Annotated in this window: 19 protein-coding genes and 1 other RNA gene; 12 read left to right on the forward strand and 8 right to left on the reverse strand. The window is 44.1% G+C overall.

The genetic code is table 11. The annotated features are described in order from the left end of the window. Positions 1-15: 15 nt before the first annotated feature. Both NG798_RS03725 and NG798_RS03730 read right to left on the reverse strand, forming a co-directional pair. Positions 16-2,172 (reverse strand): ATP-binding protein, encoded by a 2,157-nt coding sequence (locus tag NG798_RS03725; RefSeq protein WP_261220435.1) that lies wholly within the window; start codon positions 2,170-2,172, stop codon positions 16-18. Between the two features lie 49 nt (positions 2,173-2,221). Then, positions 2,222-3,031: a hypothetical protein gene (locus NG798_RS03730; RefSeq protein WP_261220436.1), complete on the reverse strand. Its 810-nt coding sequence runs from the start codon at positions 3,029-3,031 to the stop codon at positions 2,222-2,224. 406 nt (positions 3,032-3,437) lie between these two features. On the opposite strand from NG798_RS03730, the gene NG798_RS03735 reads away from it, so the two are divergent. Together NG798_RS03735 and NG798_RS03740 are read left to right on the forward strand one after the other, a co-directional pair. Further along, complete coding sequence (locus NG798_RS03735; RefSeq protein ID WP_261220437.1) at positions 3,438-4,475, forward strand: C1 family peptidase; 1,038 nt, start codon at positions 3,438-3,440, stop codon at positions 4,473-4,475. A gap of 105 nt (positions 4,476-4,580) precedes the next feature. Next, entirely contained in the window at positions 4,581-4,994 is a 414-nt protein-coding gene (locus NG798_RS03740; RefSeq protein WP_261220438.1) for a cobalamin biosynthesis protein, read from the forward strand. A 42-nt stretch (positions 4,995-5,036) separates the two neighbouring features. On the opposite strand, the gene NG798_RS03745 is transcribed toward NG798_RS03740, so the two are convergent. Beyond that, entirely contained in the window at positions 5,037-5,444 is a 408-nt protein-coding gene (locus tag NG798_RS03745; protein ID WP_261220439.1) for a phage holin family protein, read from the reverse strand. 153 nt (positions 5,445-5,597) lie between these two features. Next, positions 5,598-5,951: a phage holin family protein gene (locus tag NG798_RS03750; RefSeq protein ID WP_261220440.1), complete on the reverse strand. Its 354-nt coding sequence runs from the start codon at positions 5,949-5,951 to the stop codon at positions 5,598-5,600. A 109-nt stretch (positions 5,952-6,060) separates the two neighbouring features. On the opposite strand from NG798_RS03750, the gene NG798_RS03755 reads away from it, so the two are divergent. Together NG798_RS03755 and ssrS are read left to right on the forward strand one after the other, a co-directional pair. Further along, positions 6,061-7,215, forward strand: a complete 1,155-nt coding sequence (locus NG798_RS03755) for a 5-(carboxyamino)imidazole ribonucleotide synthase (RefSeq protein WP_261220441.1) — start codon at positions 6,061-6,063, stop codon at positions 7,213-7,215. 79 nt (positions 7,216-7,294) lie between these two features. Then, positions 7,295-7,484: non-coding RNA, 6S RNA (gene ssrS, locus NG798_RS03760), on the forward strand. Between the two features lie 143 nt (positions 7,485-7,627). On the opposite strand, the gene rpsF is transcribed toward ssrS, so the two are convergent. After that, positions 7,628-7,951 carry a 30S ribosomal protein S6 gene (gene rpsF, locus NG798_RS03765; RefSeq protein WP_261220442.1) on the reverse strand — a complete coding sequence of 108 codons (324 nt, stop codon included), beginning with the start codon at positions 7,949-7,951 and terminating at the stop codon, positions 7,628-7,630. A gap of 510 nt (positions 7,952-8,461) precedes the next feature. Between rpsF and NG798_RS03770 the strand changes: the two genes are divergently transcribed. Continuing rightward, entirely contained in the window at positions 8,462-9,238 is a 777-nt protein-coding gene (locus NG798_RS03770) for a fumarylacetoacetate hydrolase family protein (protein ID WP_261220443.1), read from the forward strand. 663 nt (positions 9,239-9,901) lie between these two features. Next, the gene (locus NG798_RS03775; protein WP_261220444.1) at positions 9,902-10,618 is read left to right on the forward strand and encodes a TrkA family potassium uptake protein; all 717 of its coding nucleotides are present in this window, start codon (positions 9,902-9,904) and stop codon (positions 10,616-10,618) included. Here NG798_RS03775 and NG798_RS03780 read toward each other — a convergent pair. From NG798_RS03780 to NG798_RS03790, 3 genes are all read right to left on the reverse strand, one after another. Further along, positions 10,575-12,206, reverse strand: coding sequence for a sodium:proton antiporter (locus NG798_RS03780; protein ID WP_261220445.1), 1,632 nt, complete (start codon positions 12,204-12,206; stop codon positions 10,575-10,577). The two genes, NG798_RS03775 and NG798_RS03780, sit on opposite strands and share 44 nt — an antisense overlap. 615 nt (positions 12,207-12,821) lie before the next feature. Then, complete coding sequence (locus tag NG798_RS03785; protein ID WP_261220446.1) at positions 12,822-13,298, reverse strand: Tic20 family protein; 477 nt, start codon at positions 13,296-13,298, stop codon at positions 12,822-12,824. Between the two features lie 229 nt (positions 13,299-13,527). Beyond that, entirely contained in the window at positions 13,528-13,725 is a 198-nt protein-coding gene (locus NG798_RS03790; protein WP_261220552.1) for a hypothetical protein, read from the reverse strand. 503 nt (positions 13,726-14,228) lie between these two features. Between NG798_RS03790 and glyA the strand changes: the two genes are divergently transcribed. The 6 genes from glyA (at position 14,229) to NG798_RS03820 (ending at position 20,336) form a co-directional block, all read left to right on the forward strand. Continuing rightward, positions 14,229-15,512, forward strand: coding sequence for a serine hydroxymethyltransferase (gene glyA, locus NG798_RS03795; RefSeq protein ID WP_261220447.1), 1,284 nt, complete (start codon positions 14,229-14,231; stop codon positions 15,510-15,512). 483 nt (positions 15,513-15,995) lie between these two features. Further along, positions 15,996-17,057 (forward strand): glycosyltransferase family 4 protein, encoded by a 1,062-nt coding sequence (locus NG798_RS03800; protein ID WP_261220448.1) that lies wholly within the window; start codon positions 15,996-15,998, stop codon positions 17,055-17,057. A gap of 190 nt (positions 17,058-17,247) precedes the next feature. Beyond that, the gene (locus NG798_RS03805) at positions 17,248-18,498 is read left to right on the forward strand and encodes a competence/damage-inducible protein A (protein WP_261220449.1); all 1,251 of its coding nucleotides are present in this window, start codon (positions 17,248-17,250) and stop codon (positions 18,496-18,498) included. A gap of 137 nt (positions 18,499-18,635) precedes the next feature. Continuing rightward, positions 18,636-18,773, forward strand: a complete 138-nt coding sequence (locus NG798_RS03810) for a hypothetical protein (protein WP_261220450.1) — start codon at positions 18,636-18,638, stop codon at positions 18,771-18,773. 33 nt (positions 18,774-18,806) lie between these two features. Continuing rightward, positions 18,807-19,250, forward strand: a complete 444-nt coding sequence (gene aroQ, locus NG798_RS03815) for a type II 3-dehydroquinate dehydratase (protein WP_261220451.1) — start codon at positions 18,807-18,809, stop codon at positions 19,248-19,250. 120 nt (positions 19,251-19,370) lie between these two features. Further along, positions 19,371-20,336: an ADP-ribosylglycohydrolase family protein gene (locus tag NG798_RS03820; protein WP_261220452.1), complete on the forward strand. Its 966-nt coding sequence runs from the start codon at positions 19,371-19,373 to the stop codon at positions 20,334-20,336. Positions 20,337-20,557 lie beyond the last annotated feature (221 nt).

The following is a 20,557-nucleotide window of genomic DNA, read 5'->3' on the forward strand; positions in this document are numbered from 1 at the left end:
CAGAGGAAATTAGCCTTAAGGGATATAAACAATTGATTGCTTTTTGGGTGGTTCTTTGGGGTTAAAAATTATAATTTTATCTTTAATTTTATTTGCATCCTCTTGTATCAAATGTTCAATTACTTGATTAATTAGAGCCTCATTGGCTTTAGGAAACTGGTTGAGGGCGTTTTGTATTAAGGTTTGTCTTCCCAAAAACTTGTGAACTTTAATAAAATTAAACACCCAGTCTTTGATGTTTTGATGGTTGGTATTAGGGTTATTTGGGGGGTTGGTGCCTGGAGGAGTTGGTGTTCCCTTCAAAATATCCAAATCTTTTAATAAGGTCAATTTATTAAAAATTTGGCTTTGAAGCATTAAAGTTTTGAGTTCTTCTAGCTCAATAACTTTACCACCAATAACTAAACTCTTTTCCAAGGCAGAATTTACTAAAGTGTGATTGGTAGCTAAGTAATGAACGTCGGTTAGAATTGGTGTGATGTGTTTGTGCTGAGTACCAGTGAAAATTTGGCTATAAATTTGGTTCCCCTTAAGATTGGGTGTTCCTACCGATGCAGCGCGGATTAGGTAAAGTTTTTCACAGGTTTTTGCTTGAATAGCTTTTTGACAAGCGCTCATTACATGATAAAAATTAGTCTTGTTGAGGTCTTCTGTCCAGACAATGCCAATGCGTTCTTGTGAATTTGGCAGTTGATAGCTGAAGGCATAACCTGAAAATTGTGTTGCTCCAAAAAGTTTAGGTTGAATTTTAGTTATTCCTAAAGCCGATAAAGCTTGTTGTAACATCCGCAGCAGTTCAGGAGTAGATAACAAAGATATTTTTGTTATTTTTGGCTGTGTTTTTTTGTATTCAGCCTGCCAAAAGAGTTGAAAAGCCGCTAAAGTTGTACTTCCATTGGGTGTTTGATTAGATGTATTTTGATTCGCTTTTTGTGAGGACGAGTGAGTTGTAGGTTGTGGGCTAACTTGACTTGCTGCTTTTGCTCCTCCGTCATTTGGTTTTACTCCTAAATTATTTATGATTTTTTGTTTATAAGCTTCAAATAGCTGACCACCCAAAATCAGCGTTTCTCTGGGGTCAGTTTTGCCTTCAGGAAATTTAATTTTTAAGGCATCTTCTGAAAAAGGAAAAATAGGTGATTCTGGCTTAGGATCGGCTTCCTGGTGAAGGGTAAAAAGCCGCTGCTTCCAAAGTTCTTCTGCTTGCGCTAAGTTGATATCTCTCAATTTAATTTGCAGGTTTATACGCGCTTTATCTGACATCTGTAGGTGGTTTTTATGTTGCATCCAATAATTAGTGATGATGCTTATAATCACCAAAAAGTTTTTTAGGTTCTCATTATGAAGTATGGTATTGACATTAAATAAAGCTTGCAAGTCTGGAAGTCCCTTGTGATTTTTGGGAATGTTATCTAAATTATCGAAACATAAAACTATAGGCTGAGTTTCTTCAGAAATTCTGCCTAAATTTGACAAAATTTCCTTGGCAGCTACTTCTGTTTCTATGGAACTTTTTACTTTTAAAGCTTTCAGGGATTCTTCGCTTAAATCATTTCCTTGTAACCATTCATAGGCGAGGGATTCTAAGTTTGGATCTGTTAGATCGTGTAAGACTCCAAAAAAGAAGTCTGCATTATAAATTCCTTTTTTGTTGTAGGTTCTTTTCAGGTGTTGGATAAATTTTTGTCTGTCGCTTTTTAAGGCATCCCAAAAAGGCTCGTTAAAAATCCTCTTTTTAATATCGCTTTTTGTGAAAGCAGATAAGCCTTTTAGCCATAACATTAATTGAGATTCTTCCTTACCCTCTTTCTGACCCTCTGGCACTTGCATTAGGCTATCAACGGTATAGCGGAGGATGTGACGCCAGATATAGTCACTGTCCGGCCAAGGGCCAATATAGGCAAAAAAGGCTTTAGGATTAAGTTTGCGTTTCAGCCTACCTAAAAGATAGCTTTTTCCTGAGCCCGACTCCCCAGATAGTAAGACTGTACGGCTAGAATGGTCTGTATCCACTAAATCGAGTATAGCTTCAATTTCTGTAATCGCTTCTTGATGAATTGATTCAATGGTCAGAGATGAATCTTGATTGTATTGCCAAAAATTCCCCGGAGTAAAAGTTGTAGGATCGAAAGGATTAACTCCCTGTAAAATAATTTGGTTGATAGATGGCATACGATAACTCCTGCTAGTAAAAAACTCAAAAAAAATTGAAATTGTCTTTCTAGTTAACCACTATAAAAAATAGGCGACCACCCACTTCTTTAGGAATACCCGCTTCTACTTGTTGTGCTGTGTAAGGGGTGGGGTCAACAAGAGAACTAAAATCAATTTTGTCTTCACGACTCAAACGATAAAGCGCCTCATCTAATTCATCCCTAGACAAAGGTGGCTGGAGTTTTTGCCGGAGGTGAAAAATTGGCAAATAATTATCTGTACCCAGTTCGTGATCTAAGTGTTTAATCAATTGCAAAATTTCTTCATCGCTGGGTTTATCAATTAGTTGCTGGGTTTGAGCCACCACTTGTCCCCCGCGATATTTTCGCATAAACCGCAGATAATCTGTCAGCATTTTAAAGTGGATATTTGCCGAGGTACTGCTAGACTCGAATTCATCTCGTAAAAACTCTTTGCCTCTATTAGTAATCCAAACCTCGGTAATTTTTCTCTCCACCGGCTTAATAAAACCCTTTTCAATTAAGGTTTTAATAATCGGCTGTGCTTCTTTCGCAGTCATGCCGGCTTCTGTATCTTTAACTGTTCCCTTAGCAGCCGCCTGTAAAACTTTCCGTTCGCTATCAGACATTGGCAACTCAGCCGGATCTAATTTCAATAAAGCTTTCCCCGTAGAAGTAATCGTAAATTTTTTAATTTCCTCATTACCCTCTACTAACTCTCGTCCCCACAACTTGCGGCAAATGCTATCTCGTTCTTCCGCTTTCATGCTAGGGGTAGGCTTAATTTGACTCAAGGGTGCTCTATAATTTTCGCAACCCAACAATTTCAACAAAAATTTTAGTTCTTTGGCATCCATTAGTTTAACCTCGCCTCACACTTAATACAATACCATATTTAGACACTTTTTTCAATTACCAAAATTAGATTTAAGCCAAATTCAACTAATTTGCTAAACCTTACTTATAACCCTACTACCAAACTACATCAGGAAACCTTAATGATGGCCTCATCCAAAGTTAAAATTCCTCCACCAAAGAAAAATCAAATAAGTTAGGGGCGCTTTATCTGTAGCAAGATTTTTGAAAATTGGTAAAAGTTTTAAACTATTAGACATCTCAAAACATTTATGTGGGGCAGGCATCTTGCCTGCCTTTGATCTGCTTTTTTTGGAAAGGTCTATTGACACTTTAGAAAAATTTGCTAGGCTTTGAAAGCAGAGGGAAAAAGATCCTAAACAAAATCCGAGAAACCCCTAAAAAAATATGCCATTTTTTCGCTACGAACCAAAAGTCTCCTTTTTCAAGTACGGCAACAAAAAAGTCAAAGTCGGCGGCTACGTCCCTGATCAAGAAAATGCCAACGATAAACACTATTCTGCCAGCCGGTATCGCACCGAAGAACTACCGCCTCGCGTAGACTTGCGAGAATACATGAGTCCTGTAGAAAATCAAGGTAGTATAGGCAGTTGTACCGCAAACTCAATGGCCGGTGCCTATGAATATCTCGCCATGCGTGCCCTCGGAACAGCCGGAGATGTCAGCCGGCTTTTTATATATTACAACGCCCGATATCTGGACGGACAACACGCAGAAGACACCGGAACAACCTTAAGAAATTGTATTCAAATTCTCCAAGAAATGGGCGCTTGTTTAGAACCAACCTGGCCTTATACCCCAGAAATGGTACACGAAGAACCCCATAGCGACGCCTACGATGAAGCGGCTAGATTTTTAATAGAAGAAGCCGAAAGAGTAGATATCAATTTAGACGCCATGAAACACTGTTTAGCCGAAGGATATCCATTCGCCTTTGGCTTACAGCTTTTCAGTTCTTTTGAACAAGCCGGCACCAATGGCGGTATCGTCCCTATACCCCTCGCTGGCGAAACCCATGATGGCGGACACGCTATGTTATGTGTGGGATATTCCGACCAAGATAAAATGTTTGTAGTTCGCAATTCTTGGGGTACAGATTGGGGAGATAATGGCTATTGTTACATCCCCTACGACTACATGACACACCCTGAATTATGCGCTGATTGTTGGACAATTAAAGCCGTTAGCGATGTTGATTTCAGCGAAGGAGTCTGGCAAGAAGAAGGCTCATTTTTTGATGAAATAATCCCCCTCGTTGCCGACTATCTCGACATAGAAGATGAGGAAGAGGAGGAAGAGGAAGACGAAGAAACTGAGGACGAATACGAAGAGGAAGAGGAAGAGGAAGAGGAAGAAGAAGAGGAAGAGGAAGAGGAAGAAGAAGAAGACGGCGGCGGATATTTTAATTATGGAGGCCGGCGCTAAGTGATAATCTAGGTGCCGGTTCTGCAAAGATATCTGTAGCATCAGAGTAATCTTTTTAAACCGGCCCCTTATCGTGAAAAAAAGACCCTATATAAATCTAATCAAATGTCAAAACTTTGGGTAGGAATCGGCTATAAATGCGGAACCTCAAAAGAAGTCATAGAAAGCGCCATTAAAGAAACTTTTGAGCAACATAACTTAGACCTAAAAAACATAGCCGGCCTAGCAACAATCGACAAAAAAGCCAATCAAACCTGCCTTATGGAACTCTGCCAAAAATACAACTGGCAACTAAAAACCTTCACCAGCGAACAACTAAAAAATATCCCCGTACCCAACCCCTCAACTATCGCAGAAACCACAATGGGAACAAAAAGCATCTGTGAAGCAGCAGCAATATTAGCCGGCCAAACACCCCACCAAACACCAACTCAGCAAAACCTACGACTCCAAAAACAAAAATACCGGCCTCCCACAGAAACCGGCATCGTTACCATAGCCATATCAGAAACACTATAAAAAACTCAAATCCCCCACCCATAAAAGCAGGGGAATAACCGCTTAACGAGAATGAGAACCAGACTCCGGTAAAGAATCAAAATCGCGGCCACTTACATGAGAATTAGGCACCGGCTGGACAAACTTATTCACAGCCCCCGAAACAAAAGAAAGCACAACCGAACCCAACAAAGCCGAGAAAATATTACCCACAATAAAACCCGGAGTCAAAGCCCCAACAATTTGAAGAGAAATCGCATTCACAACAAACAAAAACAGACCCAAAGTAACCAAAGTCACCGGCAAAGTCAAAAGCACCAAAAGCGGCCTTACAAAAGCATTAACCAACCCCAAAACAACCGCCGCAATAGCAGCAGACCCCACACTATTAACGTGCATCCCCGGCACCACTTGAGCAGTAAGAACCAAAGAACAAGCAGAAAGCAACCAAGTAATCAAAAAATTCGGCATACAAACACCTTTATTATCCTTGTTTTAGCCTCATTCTAACCATAAAAAATTCCTTCGCCTTCTACCGAATGAAATAAACAAAAAGATAGATTTATTTTTAAAGAAAAACCCAGTTTAGCGAGAAAACTGGGTTCTGAATTCAACCATCTAAAATTATTCCTCTTTAAAAACCAAACGATTCAAAACACCAGTCACCACAGACAAAACAATCGAACCCAACAAAGCCGGCCAAAACCCATCAATTCTAAACCCAGCATTCGGCATCAAAAACCCCACCAAAGAAAGCACAATCGCATTCACCACAAACAAAAACAACCCCAAACTCAAAATCGTCAAAGGCAAAGTCAAAAGCACCAAAACAGGCCGAACAATTGCATTAGCCAAGCCCAAAATCACCGCCGCCACAGCCGCATAAGAAAAATTTGCCACATAAAACCCCGGCACCACATACGAAGTAATCAAAAGCGCAACAGCAGTTAGCAACCAAGTCAACAAAAAACGAGGCATACAATTAAAACCACAACATCACCCAAAATTTTACCCACAATTACACTTTTCCACAGCCACCCAATACAGTAATCTAAAAAAGCATCCCCCAGCACACCATCAAAAACCCGTGAACTCTTCTCAACAACAACCCATCAAAAAAATTGGCATCATAGGCGGCGGACAACTCGCCTGGATGATGGCCGGTGCCGCCCAAAAACTCAACATTGAACTCTTCATCCAAACCCCCAAAAACACAGATCCAGCCGTCTCCATCGCCACAAACAGCATTTTTGCCCCCATCGACGACGCCAACGCCACAGCCCAAATAGCCGGCCTCTGCGATGTCATCACCTTTGAAAACGAATTCGTCAACCTCGAAGCCCTCAACCAACTGGCCCAAACCGGCACCCTTTTCCGTCCCAGCCTCAACACCCTCGAACCAATCCTTGACAAATATCATCAAAGATGCTTCATGCGAGACATCGGATTGCCGGTGCCGCAATTCCTAAGCTGGGACAGCCCCACAACCCCACAACCTCTCAGCTATCCCCTAGTAATGAAAGCCCGCCGGCACGGATACGACGGCCAAGGCACCATCATCCTCAAAAACCCCCAAGATTTAGAAACTACCTGGAAAAGCTGGGGTTGTCCCTCTGTTCTGCTCGAAGAATTCATTCCCTTTGAACAAGAACTCGCCATCATCGCGGCGCGTTTCCCCAACGGCGAAATCGCCATTTACCCAATTGTTGAAACACAACAAGAAAACCAAGTCTGCCGGCGCGTCATCGCCCCCGCCACTCTCACTGCCGAAAAAACAACCGAAATCGAACAAATCGCCCGCACCCTGCTTGAAAATCTCCAAGCCATCGGCATTTTTGGCATCGAATTATTTTTAACCAAACAAGGCAAAGTTTTAGTGAACGAAGTTGCCCCGCGCACCCACAACTCCGGCCACTTCAGCCTCGATGCCTGCGAAACTTCCCAATTTGAGCAACACTTGCGGGCTGTCTGCGGACTTGCACCCGGCCAAACCACTCTCAACAGTGCCGGTGCCGTTATGGTTAATCTCTTGGGTTACGAAACTTGCCAAAACTCCTATCTGGAAAAACGCCAGCGCATCGCAGACATCCCCAACGCCTACCTGCACTGGTACGGCAAAACTGAATCCCGCCCCGGTCGCAAACTCGGCCACGTTACTGTTCTTCTCAACTCTGAACCGTCCGAACTGCGTCAACAAGCCCTCGAAATTTCCCACCAAATCGAAAGTATCTGGTATCCGTAACTTTCGGTGATGATTTTAACCCCCTAACCCAACCCCAGCCCCCCTTGCCAAAATTTGCAAATGTATTACAATAGAGAAAGATTCGCTGAACCGTTGGTGACTGCCAATAATGTTTTTTGATCTATGCTTTGTCTTATAAGGGAGCCATCAAAAAATAACCGACGGCAGTAGACCGGCCACAGTAGCCGGAAACTTTAAGTCGGATGCCTTGGCACCCACCTGGTTTAACCAGGTCAAAAACTGAGGTAAAACGGCGATTCGGTAAATCTAAAAGCATTTTCTCCCCTGTCGGCATCGCTAACTCGCATCACGCGAAAGCGAACGGCAGGGGAGATTTTAATATCAACGAGCAAATTAATGAGCCGTTTGGTAGCAGCTTTTTCCCAGCGGACGCTCTCTGCTAGGCGGACTTTTAAACCGCAGCAGCCGGCTCTGGCTTTGGTTTTGGCACTTCTTGAGTCACTGTCAGGTAACGGATGACTTCTTCACTTAAACGCATAGCACGTTCGAGAATCGCAATCATCGTTCTGGGGCCGGTGTAATTCATTTGAATATATACACCTTCCCGACAGCGTTTGATTTCATAGGCCAAACGCCGCTTACCCCGGTGCTGAGTTTCCAAATTTTCAGCGCCATTATCTTGCAAAATTTTCTGATATTTCGCAATTGCCTGCTCAGTGAACTCTTCGCCCAAATCAGGGCGCAAAATGTACATCGTTTCGTAAATGTCGCTCATTTTCCTCAATAACCTAGCTTGCTTTCACCCACCGGCCCGTACACTAGGTACGCTGCCACAAGGGTTTTTACTTCCAAAACTCACATCATATCACAGCCTCAGTTTTTTAGACAAGCCTCGGCTCAAAAACACCAAAGCCCACCCAACCATAATTTTTAGCAATTTTTATGGCCATTAAAATCTAAAATTTAAAATCAACCCTTCTCCTCAAAATTGACAAGGATTTCTGAAAAAACAACAACCGCTACAAAATAACTCACCCATTAGAATATTCTGGATTTTGGTAAAATTCGTGTTCATTATTTTTCACCCACCAATCACCTCAAAACTGTGAGCAACCAACTTCTGCCCAGACTCTATTTTGCTTTGAACCCGCCTGGTATGACTGTCGGCCAAACCCCACCAACCCCACGCACTCCCAGCCACCCCAAAACCCAAATCTAAACACCAAAAGCGTATAGATATCTGCCAATACCAACAACAAACAACCCTAAAACCACTCTCAAACCTATGGCCCAGCGCTATGTCCGCATCCAAACTCCTGAAGCAAGAATTTACTATGGACTACTACAACTCAGCCGCAGCGTCCAACTACTCGATGCACCTCCCTGGTTAAAAGGACAACCCACCGGCACAGAACTTGAACCAGACACCTATCACCTGCTCGCGCCCTGTGCCCCCTCTAAAATTATCGCCGTTGGCAAGAACTACACCGACCACGCCGCCGAAATGGGAGGCGAAGTTCCCAAAGAGCCTCTTTTATTTCTTAAACCCCCAACCACGATTATTCCCACCCAAACGGAAATCATTTATCCGCCCCAATCTAGCCGCGTAGACTACGAAGGAGAACTGGCTCTCGTTATTGGCGAACATTGTTTTAACTGCACTCCCGAACAAGCACAAATGAAAATTTGGGGTTATACCATCGCCAACGATGTCACAGCTAGAGACTTACAGCGACAAGATAATCAATGGACAAGAGCTAAAGGTTTTGACACTTTTTGTCCCCTTGGCCCTTGGATCGTCCGCGAATTAACACCCGGTGCTCGTTTACAAACTTTCCTCAATTCCAACCCTGTGCCGGTGCAGGCAGCCTACCTTGAGCAAATGGTTTTTTCACCCGATTTTCTCGTTGCTTATATTTCCCAGATAATGACTCTTTTCCCTGGAGATGTCATCCTCACCGGCACTCCTTCTGGCATCGGGCCGGTGCACATTGGCGACCGCATCCGCATCGAAATTGAAGGCATTGGCACCCTCGAAAATACAGTGGCCGGTAGACCTTAAATTGGTCATTGGTCATTGGTCATTGGTCATTTGTTAAAACTCTCCCCCTTTGTAGCCTGAAACGGTGGCTGTGGTTGCTCTACTGTGGGGGGATCTTGGTTATTTTTTAAACGTCTATTGCCTGTTGCTTTTTTCAGGGTGCTCTCTGCTTTGTTCTCGTTTCAAATTCTCTCCTCACCCCGTCCTCTGATTTTATCGGCTCTTAATTACGGGGGCCGGCAAGCAAGCAGACTGGTATTTTGTTTGCGAGATAGTTCTTCCTCATCAATTTTATCATAGCATGGCTAGGGGATGGCTGTCAACCCCTCCCCTCTTCTTTATCCGCTCTTCAACATCAATAAAGTTTTTTTGAGATGGAGATAAATTGCAAAAATCTCTGATTTTATCGGCTCTTAATTACGGGGGCCGGCAGGCAAGCAGACTGGTATTTTGTTTGCGAGATAGTTCTTCCTCATCAACTTTATCATAGCATAGCGAGGGGATGGCTGTCAACCCCTCCCCTCTTCTTTATCCGCTCTTCAACATCAATAAAGTTTTTTTGAGATTGAGATAAATGCAACAACCTCCAGCACTTCCCTTAAAAAAACGACAAGCATTAACCAGCAGCTAGGGTGATTAATAGGGTAAATGTTATAGAGTGAGTTTTGAGGAAAATGCGTAGCTATGTATATATTGATTGGTGGCGCCGGCATGGTAGGGCTGAATTTAGCTCAGCAGTTATTAGAACTCGGTCATACCATAGGAATTATAGACACAGACCCGGTTGCCTGTCGCTTTGCCCGTGAAAAAATTGGTGTCATGGCATTTGAAGGTAGCGCCGTTAGTACAACTGTACTTCTCGAAGCCGGTATTAGACAAGCAAACGCAGTTGTCGCAGCCTTGAGAGATGACGCCTTAAATTTAGCCATGATCACCTTATCACGGAGTTATGGAGTTTCTCATATAGTCGTGCGAATGCGTGATTCTGAATTTCTCGAAGCCTATAGACTTGCTCAAGCCAGCCATATTATCAGCACCATTGATTTAGCAGTCGCAACAATGGCTAATGCTATTGAATACCCAGAAGTAGAATCAATGATGCACTTTGAACAAGGGCAAGTTGAAGTTTTAAAACTACCCGTTCCAGAAAATTGCTATGTAGCCGGTCGTACTATTGTTGATATCGCTCAAGATCCGCATTTTCCCAAAGGTTCCTTAATTATTGGTTATCAATCTCATGCTGCCGGCAATTTAGAAATTCCTAATGGAAATACTGTTCTCGAAGCCGGATCAACAATTCTAGTGGTGACTCGTCCTGAATTAGTCCACACCATGATAGATTTTCTGGGTATTCACGCTAATCGTCTTCCAAAGAAAGAAGTTTCTCATCCAATTGTTTAATATAAGGTTCCACCATATCTTCTGGAACAATTCGCTTACGCAGGGCATCACTAACGGCGCCTTTTTCCGCTAAAAGCAAACGCCGGCGAATAGCATCTAATCCAACATTATCATCTTTTACTTGACCGGCCCGATGTTGATTATACAGATCCCGCAATATTCGCTCAGACATTGCAACTCTTGCCTGATAGGATGCCCATAACTCCTCATAAACTGCTTTTGGCAAAACACCTGATTTAAGTAAAATATCCAATTCATCTTGTGCTGCTTTAGAAGCAATTAACTGAATTTGTAAACGTCCAGTTTCTTGCATGGCATTAGAAACAGAACTAATATTTAGCCTTTTTACCATCCAGGGTAAACTTAATCCCTGCCCCACCAAAGAAAACAAAACAGCACCAAAAACTAATTCAATAATCATATCTCGTCCGGTTAAATTCAGCGGAATACTAACCGCCAATGCCATAGATAAAGAACCTTTAATATTGCCTAAAAATAAAACGTGTTGCCAGCCCATCGGAATTGGCCGGTCAAACCATCGCAGTGCTGCCAACAATAGATAAACTGAGAGAATGCGTGCTAATTGATAGGCCAAAATTACTAAAATAATAGAGGGTAAAATTCTCCACAAAGTCATCGGGTTAATTTCTATGCCAATTAACAGAAAAATAAATGTATTGACGCCAAAACCGGCATATTCCCAAAAACTTTGTAAGGTAATTCGATTCGAGGCTGAGGGACTTTGCGGAAGTCCAATTGTCCCAAAAATCAGGCCGGCAATAACTACAGCAACAGCCCCAGATACACCTAAAAATTGTCCGATTTGAAATGTTCCTAATGCTAAGGCAACGGTTAGCAAAAGACTACTCAAAGAATCATTTAAGCGAACAAATATCGGCAGACTTAAGTAGCCTAAAATACCCCCAACAATTGCCCCACCAAGGGCAACTACCACCACTTCTTTCACACCTTGGGCAACGGTGAGAGAACCGGTAGAATAAACGACTAAAATTAAATTAAATAAAACTAGGGCTGCTGCATCATTAAACAGCGTTTCTCCTTCCACAATTGTTGTTAACCGAGAAGGTACGCGAATTTCTTTAAAAACGGCAATCATTGAAACTGTATCTGTATTCGCCAGAATGATACCGATCAGCCAAGCAGGAATCCAAGGAAGCCCTAAGCCAAATTTTACCAGAAAAGCTATAATTGCTGAAGAAAAAATAGACCCTGGGCCGGCTAAAATTGCGATGGGTTTAAAGGCATTGCGAAGACGGCTGATATCTGTATTTATCGCGGCTTCAAAAATAAGAATCGGTAAAAAAAGATTGAATACTAAAGAGGGATCTAAGCCAATTCTACGAGACAAAACATCGGTAATGGGTAAACCGGCTAACACCAAACCTGTCACATAGGAAATTCTTAGCCGCTGGGTGACAAGCGCAACAGCCGTCGCAATCATTAAAAGAATAATTAAGATAATTACCAGTTCCGAAATGCCTGCTGTTGTTTGGTTATTTGTAGCTGGGTTGCTGCCCAGGAGAGTTGGTTGTGATACAATCCACTCCATCATTGCTGCTTGTCCCATAAACTCGCTTTTTTCCCAGAAGTTGAGAGATTAACTACTGTTTGAGTCTACTACAAACCATTGATTATGTTTGAAAAACCGGCTTTCTTTAATAACCTCCATTTCTTTTAAACAGCCGGTGTTTTAAAATCTATGTTTCTTGAAAAATGGTCGGTTTAAGAGTGAATTTCGCTTGACAACTCCCAACCGGGTATGATATGATAAAATCGATAAGGAAGAACTATCTCCAAATAAGCACCTCTAATGCTAGAGGCCGGTTAACCCTAATTGATAACTGCCAACTTGAGAAACCGGCTTTCTTTAATAACCCCGATTTCTTTTAAACAGCCGATGTTTTAAAATCTAGGTTTCTTGAAAAATAGCCGGTTTAAGAAGAGATTGGTATTGACAAGAGCCTAGCGGGTATGCTATGCTAAAATTGATAAGGAAGAACTATCGCAAAATAAAGCCAGTAATGTTAGAGGCCGGTTAACCCTATTTGATAGCTGCCAACAAACAACCTGAATAAACCTGCCCCGCCTCTGAACAAATTTTCAAAGCTGTAGTCAAAAGTCAAAAGTCATCGTTGAAAAGAAAAAATAACTCAACAACAAATGACAAATGACAAATGACTAATCAGCGAATCTGCATATGAACCGCGTCAGAAATGGTAGGAATTTCGGCATACAGACCCCGGAAAGACTGGACAACAGAATAGATCACAGCCGCCAAAAGACCCAAGAAAATCATATTAAACAGAATCTCGATAACAAATTGAACTTGCAAGCCCCTCGCTAAAATAGGCACAACCAAACTGCACAAGATCAAAATAATATCAATTAAAATTGCCTGCATGGTGTTAAAGCGAATAAAGTGATTAATACTTTCATTCCTGACCACCAAAAGAAAAAGAGCAAAAAACACAATAAACCCAGCAAAAGGAATACTGTTATATAAATTAATCACCGGCAGAATCGGCAAAAAAATAAGCCCCAAAGCCGGAAACTGGGCAAACAGAAATTTTCCAAACCCTATCCCATCAGCCAAAGGAAGCAAATAAGGTAAAGCCGCAAAAATACGTTCAGAAACAGTAGTAGTCCCGCGCCAAGACATGAGCTATCCTCCAAAGTAAATCGCTTATTCGATGATACCATTTGGCAAAAAGAATCATAGGAATCAAATAAGAAAGCCATCAGCCTCCTTATTGGTTAAAATTTAAAAACTCAAATTTAAAATCCTATGAGTCCTAAACTCAGGATAGCGCAATCACAAAAACACTCCCGGCTACCATCCCCGCCTTAACCTGTAGCCAGACAAAACACTGAAATCAACCGGCCCGCACTCAGCCAATATTAGCAACACGAAAACCCATTTGGCACTGGTATTGCTCAGGCTGGCTTTCAGTTGGCGTACGAACAGGACTACCGCAGCCAAGTTGACCTTGACGAGAACGCGGTTGACCACTGTGATCCGCCATCAAACAGCCTTGACAAACAGCTTGCGAAGAAATAATCTGGTCATCCATCAAAATCACAAACATCACACACCTCCGGCGTAGTAAGTTCCCGTAGCCAGCCAAAAGAGGCTAAAGTGAACTTAGTTAATTACCAGCTTGGGCTGAGTTTATTTTATGCGAGTCTTCAAAGAAAATCCGTAATTTATAACACAGCTTAATGTATTCCAGATAACGAGTCAGCTTGATTGCCGTTAATCAGCGCTCAGAAGTTTTTTAGTTTTTCTCCCCATTACCAAAATAGATGAACTTGCCAACCAGCATTTAAGCCTTAAGCCGCAAATCTTAAATTTCAACACCTAACCATTAACTCTTGAGTGATGACAAATTTCCAAAAAAACGATATAATAAAACGTTTTGGAAGACATTTGTCGGCATCAAGGTAGAGCCCTCGACACGACAGAAAGCTCCACATATCTATGACGCGGGACTGCTCGCCCCTGTAGTGCCCCGGCCTCGCTGACGCAAGCTAGGAGCAACAGCACCCATACTCGCTTGAAACCAAAACGTTTTTATCCAAGGAAATCCCTGTGACTCAGACCAACCTAGACATTTTGTCATTAACCGACCCCGCCGTTGCCGGTTTCATCCAGAAAGAATTAAAAAGACAACGCGATCACCTAGAACTAATCGCCAGCGAAAACTTTACCTCCCCCGCCGTCATGGCAGCCCAAGGTTCAGTATTAACCAACAAATACGCCGAAGGCTTACCCGGCAAACGTTACTATGGCGGTTGTGAATACATCGATGAAATCGAACAACTTGCCATCGACCGAGCCAAACAACTATTTGGTGCTGCTCATGCCAACGTCCAACCCCACTCAGGCGCGCAAGCCAACTTTGCTGTATTCCTGAGTTTACTCGAACCCGGTGACACCATCATGGGCATGGACTTGTCACACGGCGGTCACTTAACACACGGCTCACCCGTAAACGTTTCGGGTAAATGGTTTAAAGTTGTTCAATATGGAGTCAGCCAGCAAACAGAACAACTAGACTATGACCAAGTTCGGGAAATTGCCCAAAAGCACAAGCCTAAATTAATTGTTTGCGGTTATTCTGCCTATCCTCGGATCATTCAATTCGACAAATTCAGAGAAATTGCTGATGAAATAGGCGCTTATTTGATGGCAGATATTGCTCATATTGCCGGTTTAGTAGCCACCGGCCACCATCCAAACCCCATCAACCACTGCCACGTCGTCACCACCACCACCCACAAAACCCTGCGGGGCCCACGTGGCGGCTTAATCCTCACCAACGACCCCGAACTAGGCAAAAAATTTGATAAAGCCGTATTCCCCGGCACCCAAGGCGGCCCGCTTGAGCACGTTATTGCCGGTAAAGCCGTTGCCTTTGGTGAAGCCCTTAAACCCGAATTTAAAGCTTATTCTGCCCAAGTGATTGAAAACGCTCGCGCATTGGCCGGTCAATTGCAAAAACGTGGCTTCAAAATAGTTTCAGGTGGGACAGATAATCACCTGATGCTTGTAGACTTGCGTTCTATGGGCATGACCGGCAAACAAGCCGACCAACTCGTAAGCGGAGTCAACATCACCGCCAACAAAAACAGCGTCCCCTTCGATCCTGAATCCCCCTTTGTCACCAGTGGCTTACGTTTAGGTTCACCGGCCATGACTTCTCGCGGTATGGGAGTTCCAGAATTCACCGAAATTGCCAATATAATAGCCGACCGGCTTTTAAACCCTGAAGACGAAAACGTAGCCGCAGAATGCCGCCGCCGCGTCGCTGCTTTGTGCGAACGTTTCCCCTTGTATCCTCATCTAAACGTGCCGGTGCCAGCCTTAGTCTAATCGTCATTCATAACCGGCACACCCTCCCACAAACAAATGTCTGTACAAAAAAGTTACATTGTTTGAATTTTGGGAAGCATGGATCTCCTGCTTTTGCATTGTGGAACCAATTGGTTACATTTGTTGTGAATTTTGCAACCAATTGGTTACATTTTTGTCAACCTTGTTTGACATTTTTTCGATGTTGTTTGCCGCCAGAGTTAAACAACTAAAACCAGCCCTACTTTTGCAGCAAAGTTTATTTAAAAAACCCAATTTCTCCCTACCCCCTTGACAAAATATTAATAGCTTGGTAGGTTTGACAGATTGTTTTGCCCGTGACTTCAGTTACTAAGGCAGCGACCGAGTTGCCGCATCATAAAAACAACAGCAGACTCTCTCAAAACCCAGTTAATTCACTCCCGGTAAATATGCCATAGCGGCGAATGACTGAAATGTAGTAGACTCTGGCTGACATCTTACGTCGCCCCATACTGAATTCAGATGCCTTACCATCTGTACCACCTCCTAGCCTTTACGGTGTCCTCTCTGGTCGTCCTGTTGAGTACACCCATCGTCAAAAAAATTGGCCTCAAAAGTGGCCGGTTTGACCCTCCGGGCGGACGCAAAATCCACCAGCGTCCAATGGTGCGTTTAGGAGGAGTATCAATATTCACCGGCACCCTGGTCGCCCTTTTACTCGTTTGGAGTTTAGGAGGCTTTGTCGATGCCAATGGATACCCCCTACACGGAGAAAAAGAATACGAAATCTGGGGCGTTACCCTTGGCGGCATCGCCTTTTTTCTGATCGGTTTAGCAGACGACTTATTCAGCCTCTCAGCCTTGAGTAGGCTCACCATGCAAACCACCGTAGCAAGTTTAGTTTGGTTGGTAGGCGTGCGAATCGATTTTCTGACGATTCCAGGGGCCGGTCTAACCCAAATCGGACTTTTAAGTTTGCCCCTCACCGTAATATGGTTAGTCGGCATGACCAACGCTATCAACTGGATAGACGGTTTAGACGGCCTTGCTGCCGGAGTTTCAGGCATCGCCGCCGTCGTTATGTTGGTGGTAAGCTTATTTATGAAACAACCAGCCGCCGCCTTAATCGCAGCCGCCCTAGCCGGTGCTGCCTTGGGTTTCTTGCGCTACAACTTTAACCCAGCCCAAATTTTTATGGGCGACGGCGGCTCCTATTTTATGGGCTTCACTCTTGCCGGCGTAGGAGTGATCGGTTTAGTCAAAACCACCGCCGTCACAGCCGTATTTTTGCCCTACTTAATTTTGGCAGTACCCATCTTAGATATGTCTGCCGTTATTCTCTCCCGATTGCGAGACGGCAAATCCCCCTTTAGCGCCGATAAACGCCACCTCCACCACCGTCTCTTGAGGGCCGGTCTTTCTCACCGGCGCACAGTTTTATTTATCTACGTTCTTACCCTCTGGGCCGGTACCCTCGCCCTCGCCTTTTCCGGCATTCCCAGCGGTTTAGCCTATGCCGCCGCCGCCACAGCCCTCCTCAGCTATATGAGTTGGCGCGTCTGGAAACATGGTCGTCAGTCTTAGCAACCAAGCGTCTCTGGCCACTCCCAGAGACATCCCCAGATTACGCCACTTGGGAGGTGGCACTTTGACATTTTTTCACAAACTAAAATTTTAAATCGGGCCAGCCTTAAATCTCCCCACCCTTAAATACCTTTCCAAACAAATTAAAATTTTAAATCGCCCCACCCTTAAATCAAAAATCTAAAATCGCATGAGCGCTGAAATTATCTGTGTCGGAACAGAATTACTCTTAGGGGATATTCTCAACACAAACGCCCAGTTCCTCGCCCAAGAATTAGCCGCTTTGGGCATTCCCCACTACTACCAAACCGTTGTCGGCGATAACCCCGACCGGCTCAAACAAGCTATTGCTATTGCCAAAAACCGCGCCCAAATTCTTATTTTTACCGGCGGTCTTGGCCCCACCCCAGATGACCTCACCCACGAAACCATCTCCGACTTTTTTGCCACCCCCTTAATAGAACGCCCAGATATCGTAGAAGATATCTTCCAAAAATATGCAGCACGCGGTCGCACAATGGCACCGTCCAACCGCAAACAAGCTTTGATTCCCCAAGGTGCAGAAATTTTACCTAACCCGACCGGCACCGCTCCTGGTATTATTTGGCAACCAACCCCCAATTTAACGCTTTTTACGTTTCCAGGGGTTCCCAAAGAAATGCACCGGATGTGGGGCGAAACGGCTGTCCCTTTCCTGAAAAACCAGGGTTGGGGCAAAAATGTCATTTACAGCCGCACATTAAAGTTTTGGGGCATTTCTGAGTCGGCTTTGGCAGAAAAAGTGGACAGTTTTCTCGATTTGCCGAACCCAACCGTTGCCCCCTATGCCTCTCAAGGCGAGGTGAAGCTGAGAATTACTGCTAAAGCTGCCAGTCAAGAGGAAGCTCAAGAGTTAATTGCGCCGGTGGAAGCTCAACTTAAGGCAATTGCCGGCAGCGATTATTTTGGCGCAGATCACGAAACTCTGGCAAGCGTTGTCGGACAATTGTTGGAGCACACCGGCCACACTCTCGGTGTTGCTGAATCATGCACCGGCGGCGGTCTTGGCAAAATGATTACGGAAGTCTCTGGCAGTTCTAGTTATTTCCTTGGTGGTGTCATTTCCTATGACAATCAAGTGAAAATCTCTCTTTTGGGTGTCAATCATCAAGATTTATCTCAATTAGGCGCCGTCAGCGATACGGTGGCTGAACAAATGGCTTTGGGTGTGCGTTCTGCTTTGGGTTCCGATTGGGGAATTAGTATTACCGGCATTGCTGGCCCCGGTGGCGGCTCTGAAACTAAGCCGGTGGGGTTGGTTTATATTGGTCTGGCTGCTCCTTCTGGAGAAGTCGAAAGTTTTGAATATCGCTTTGGCCCTCTGCGGGAACGTGAGTTAATTCGTCATGTTAGTGCTTGTACCGCTCTCGACCATTTACGCCGGAAGTTGCAGACTTCTTAACAAAGCTCTTAATTCGGCTTGACCATTCTCGATGATTCGTTATTATTAAGTAAAGAACACATATTCGTTTATCTGTCTCGCGTCGGGTTTGGCTGGTAAACGATGGTTGACGCTGAATTAAAGGAGCGCACGGTTCAATGGATTACATTGATAAGGTACTGGAAAAAATTAAAGAATTGGCTCGGAAGCTGATAGAGGCTTTGCTTGGCCCTGATGTTCAGCCAGAACCCGAACCGATACCAGTGCCGGTGAATGATTCTAAACGCCGCCGTTAGTCTGTTAAGCATAAAAATAAGCGACAGGTTACTTTGTTAAGTATTTTGGTGTTACATGGGCCAAATCTCAATCTCCTGGGTCTACGAGAACCAGGGGTCTATGGTTCGGTGACTTTGGATGAAATTAACAACCAATTAACGCAAAAAGCGGAAACGTTGGGAGTTAAAGTTTCTGTGTTGCAATCAAACCATGAAGGTGTGATTGTGGATGCTATTCATGCGGCAATTGGTCAGCATCAAGGGATTTTGATTAATGCAGGGGCTTATACGCATACGAGTGTAGCCATTCGAGATGCGCTGGCCGGTGTGGCTATCCCTACGGTGGAAGTCCATTTGAGTAATATCTACCGCCGAGAAGCTTTTCGCCATCACTCTTATATTGCGCCGGTAGCTATCGGTCAAATTAGTGGTTTTGGAGCAGAAAGTTACCGTCTCGGCCTTCTTGCTTTGGTGGAATTTTTGAATAAAACTCCGTAGTCACTGTGTGTGCTTTTGGGCTGCGGTAGGCAGTTATAGGAAGCTTGCGGGCGAGCATCCCAACTACTTAGCTACAAGGGAAAACTAATAGCCACTGACGGGCGATGTTGAGGTTGACTAATGCGTTACTCGCTGTTGAGTCGATTTGAGGGCTGTTTGTTAGGGGCTGCGGTAGCCGAGAGGTTGGGGGCCGGTTATGAAGAAAATGCAATTGATTTGCAAAAATTGGCCTGGTTTGGCGTGGGAAGTAAGAATTTAAGTCGGTCTGTGTCAACGTCACGGGGAATTGCTATTCAAAAAGCAGCAGCAGAAAAGTTAATAAAAGAAGGATTTGTGCAAAAATCCTTTTGGCAAAGTCTGGCGGAAAAAGAAAATATAGATACGGTTGATGTGGTTTTAGGGACACTGCCTTTGGCGTTATATTTGCATGAACAGGAATTGAAAAAAAAGTTGAGTGTGCAGGAAGCTTGTTTAAATTTGCCTAATGGTGAATTTACGCAGCAGGTGGTTTTGGCGCTGGGATATGGGATTTCTTTGGCATTGCAAGAAAAGCTGGTGAAAAAAGTCTTGATTGGGGAAACGGTGGAGCGGCTGCAACAAGACTTGATAGGGGATGGGGTTTTGGCAAATCAGCTAAGTAGAATTCAATCGTCCCCAGAAGATGATAGCGGTTTAGAAACGCTCTTGCGGGTGGTGGGACGCGATTCTGTGAAAGGGCAAAAGCCGAGCACAGGGGAATTTTTAGGACAAACAGTGCCGGTGGCTATTGCTTTTGATAGTTTTTTGAGGTACTCAGAAGATTTTAGATTATGCGTGATTCGAGCCTTGCGAGCGGGGAAGTCTCCTCGACTGGCGGCTTTATGTGCTGGGGCGTTGTGTGGGGCGTATGTGGGAGTTGCCGGCATTCCGGTGGCTTGGACTCAGGCTTTGAGTGCGTTAGAGTTGGGTGTAGAGGAGATTGAGGTACGACAGATGGCCCTAGAGCTATTTGCTGCTTGGTCAGGTGTTTATCAAAATCAAGGGAGTATGATTGAGGCGGGCAGGTTTGGGGCGGTTGCGGCTCCTTTATTATTGCGCCGACGTTGACCATCGACAATGGACGACTGACAAGGACACCTGGAGTGGAAAATGCCCTCATACTCCAGAGCCGCTCTCGAAAAGGGGGCAACAGATGAGTGTATCAGCAATGACAATTGACACATGGGAAATTTTTCGCAGCGTCACGGTTCGCAAAAACAAAGCATTGGGAGGCTTTTTGGCCCCCTGAGGACGGGTGGGTTATACTGGCTGCCAGGGTGTTTTGTTTC

It is taken from the genome of Ancylothrix sp. D3o, assembly GCF_025370775.1.
Classification (GTDB): Bacteria; Cyanobacteriota; Cyanobacteriia; order Cyanobacteriales; family Oscillatoriaceae; genus Ancylothrix.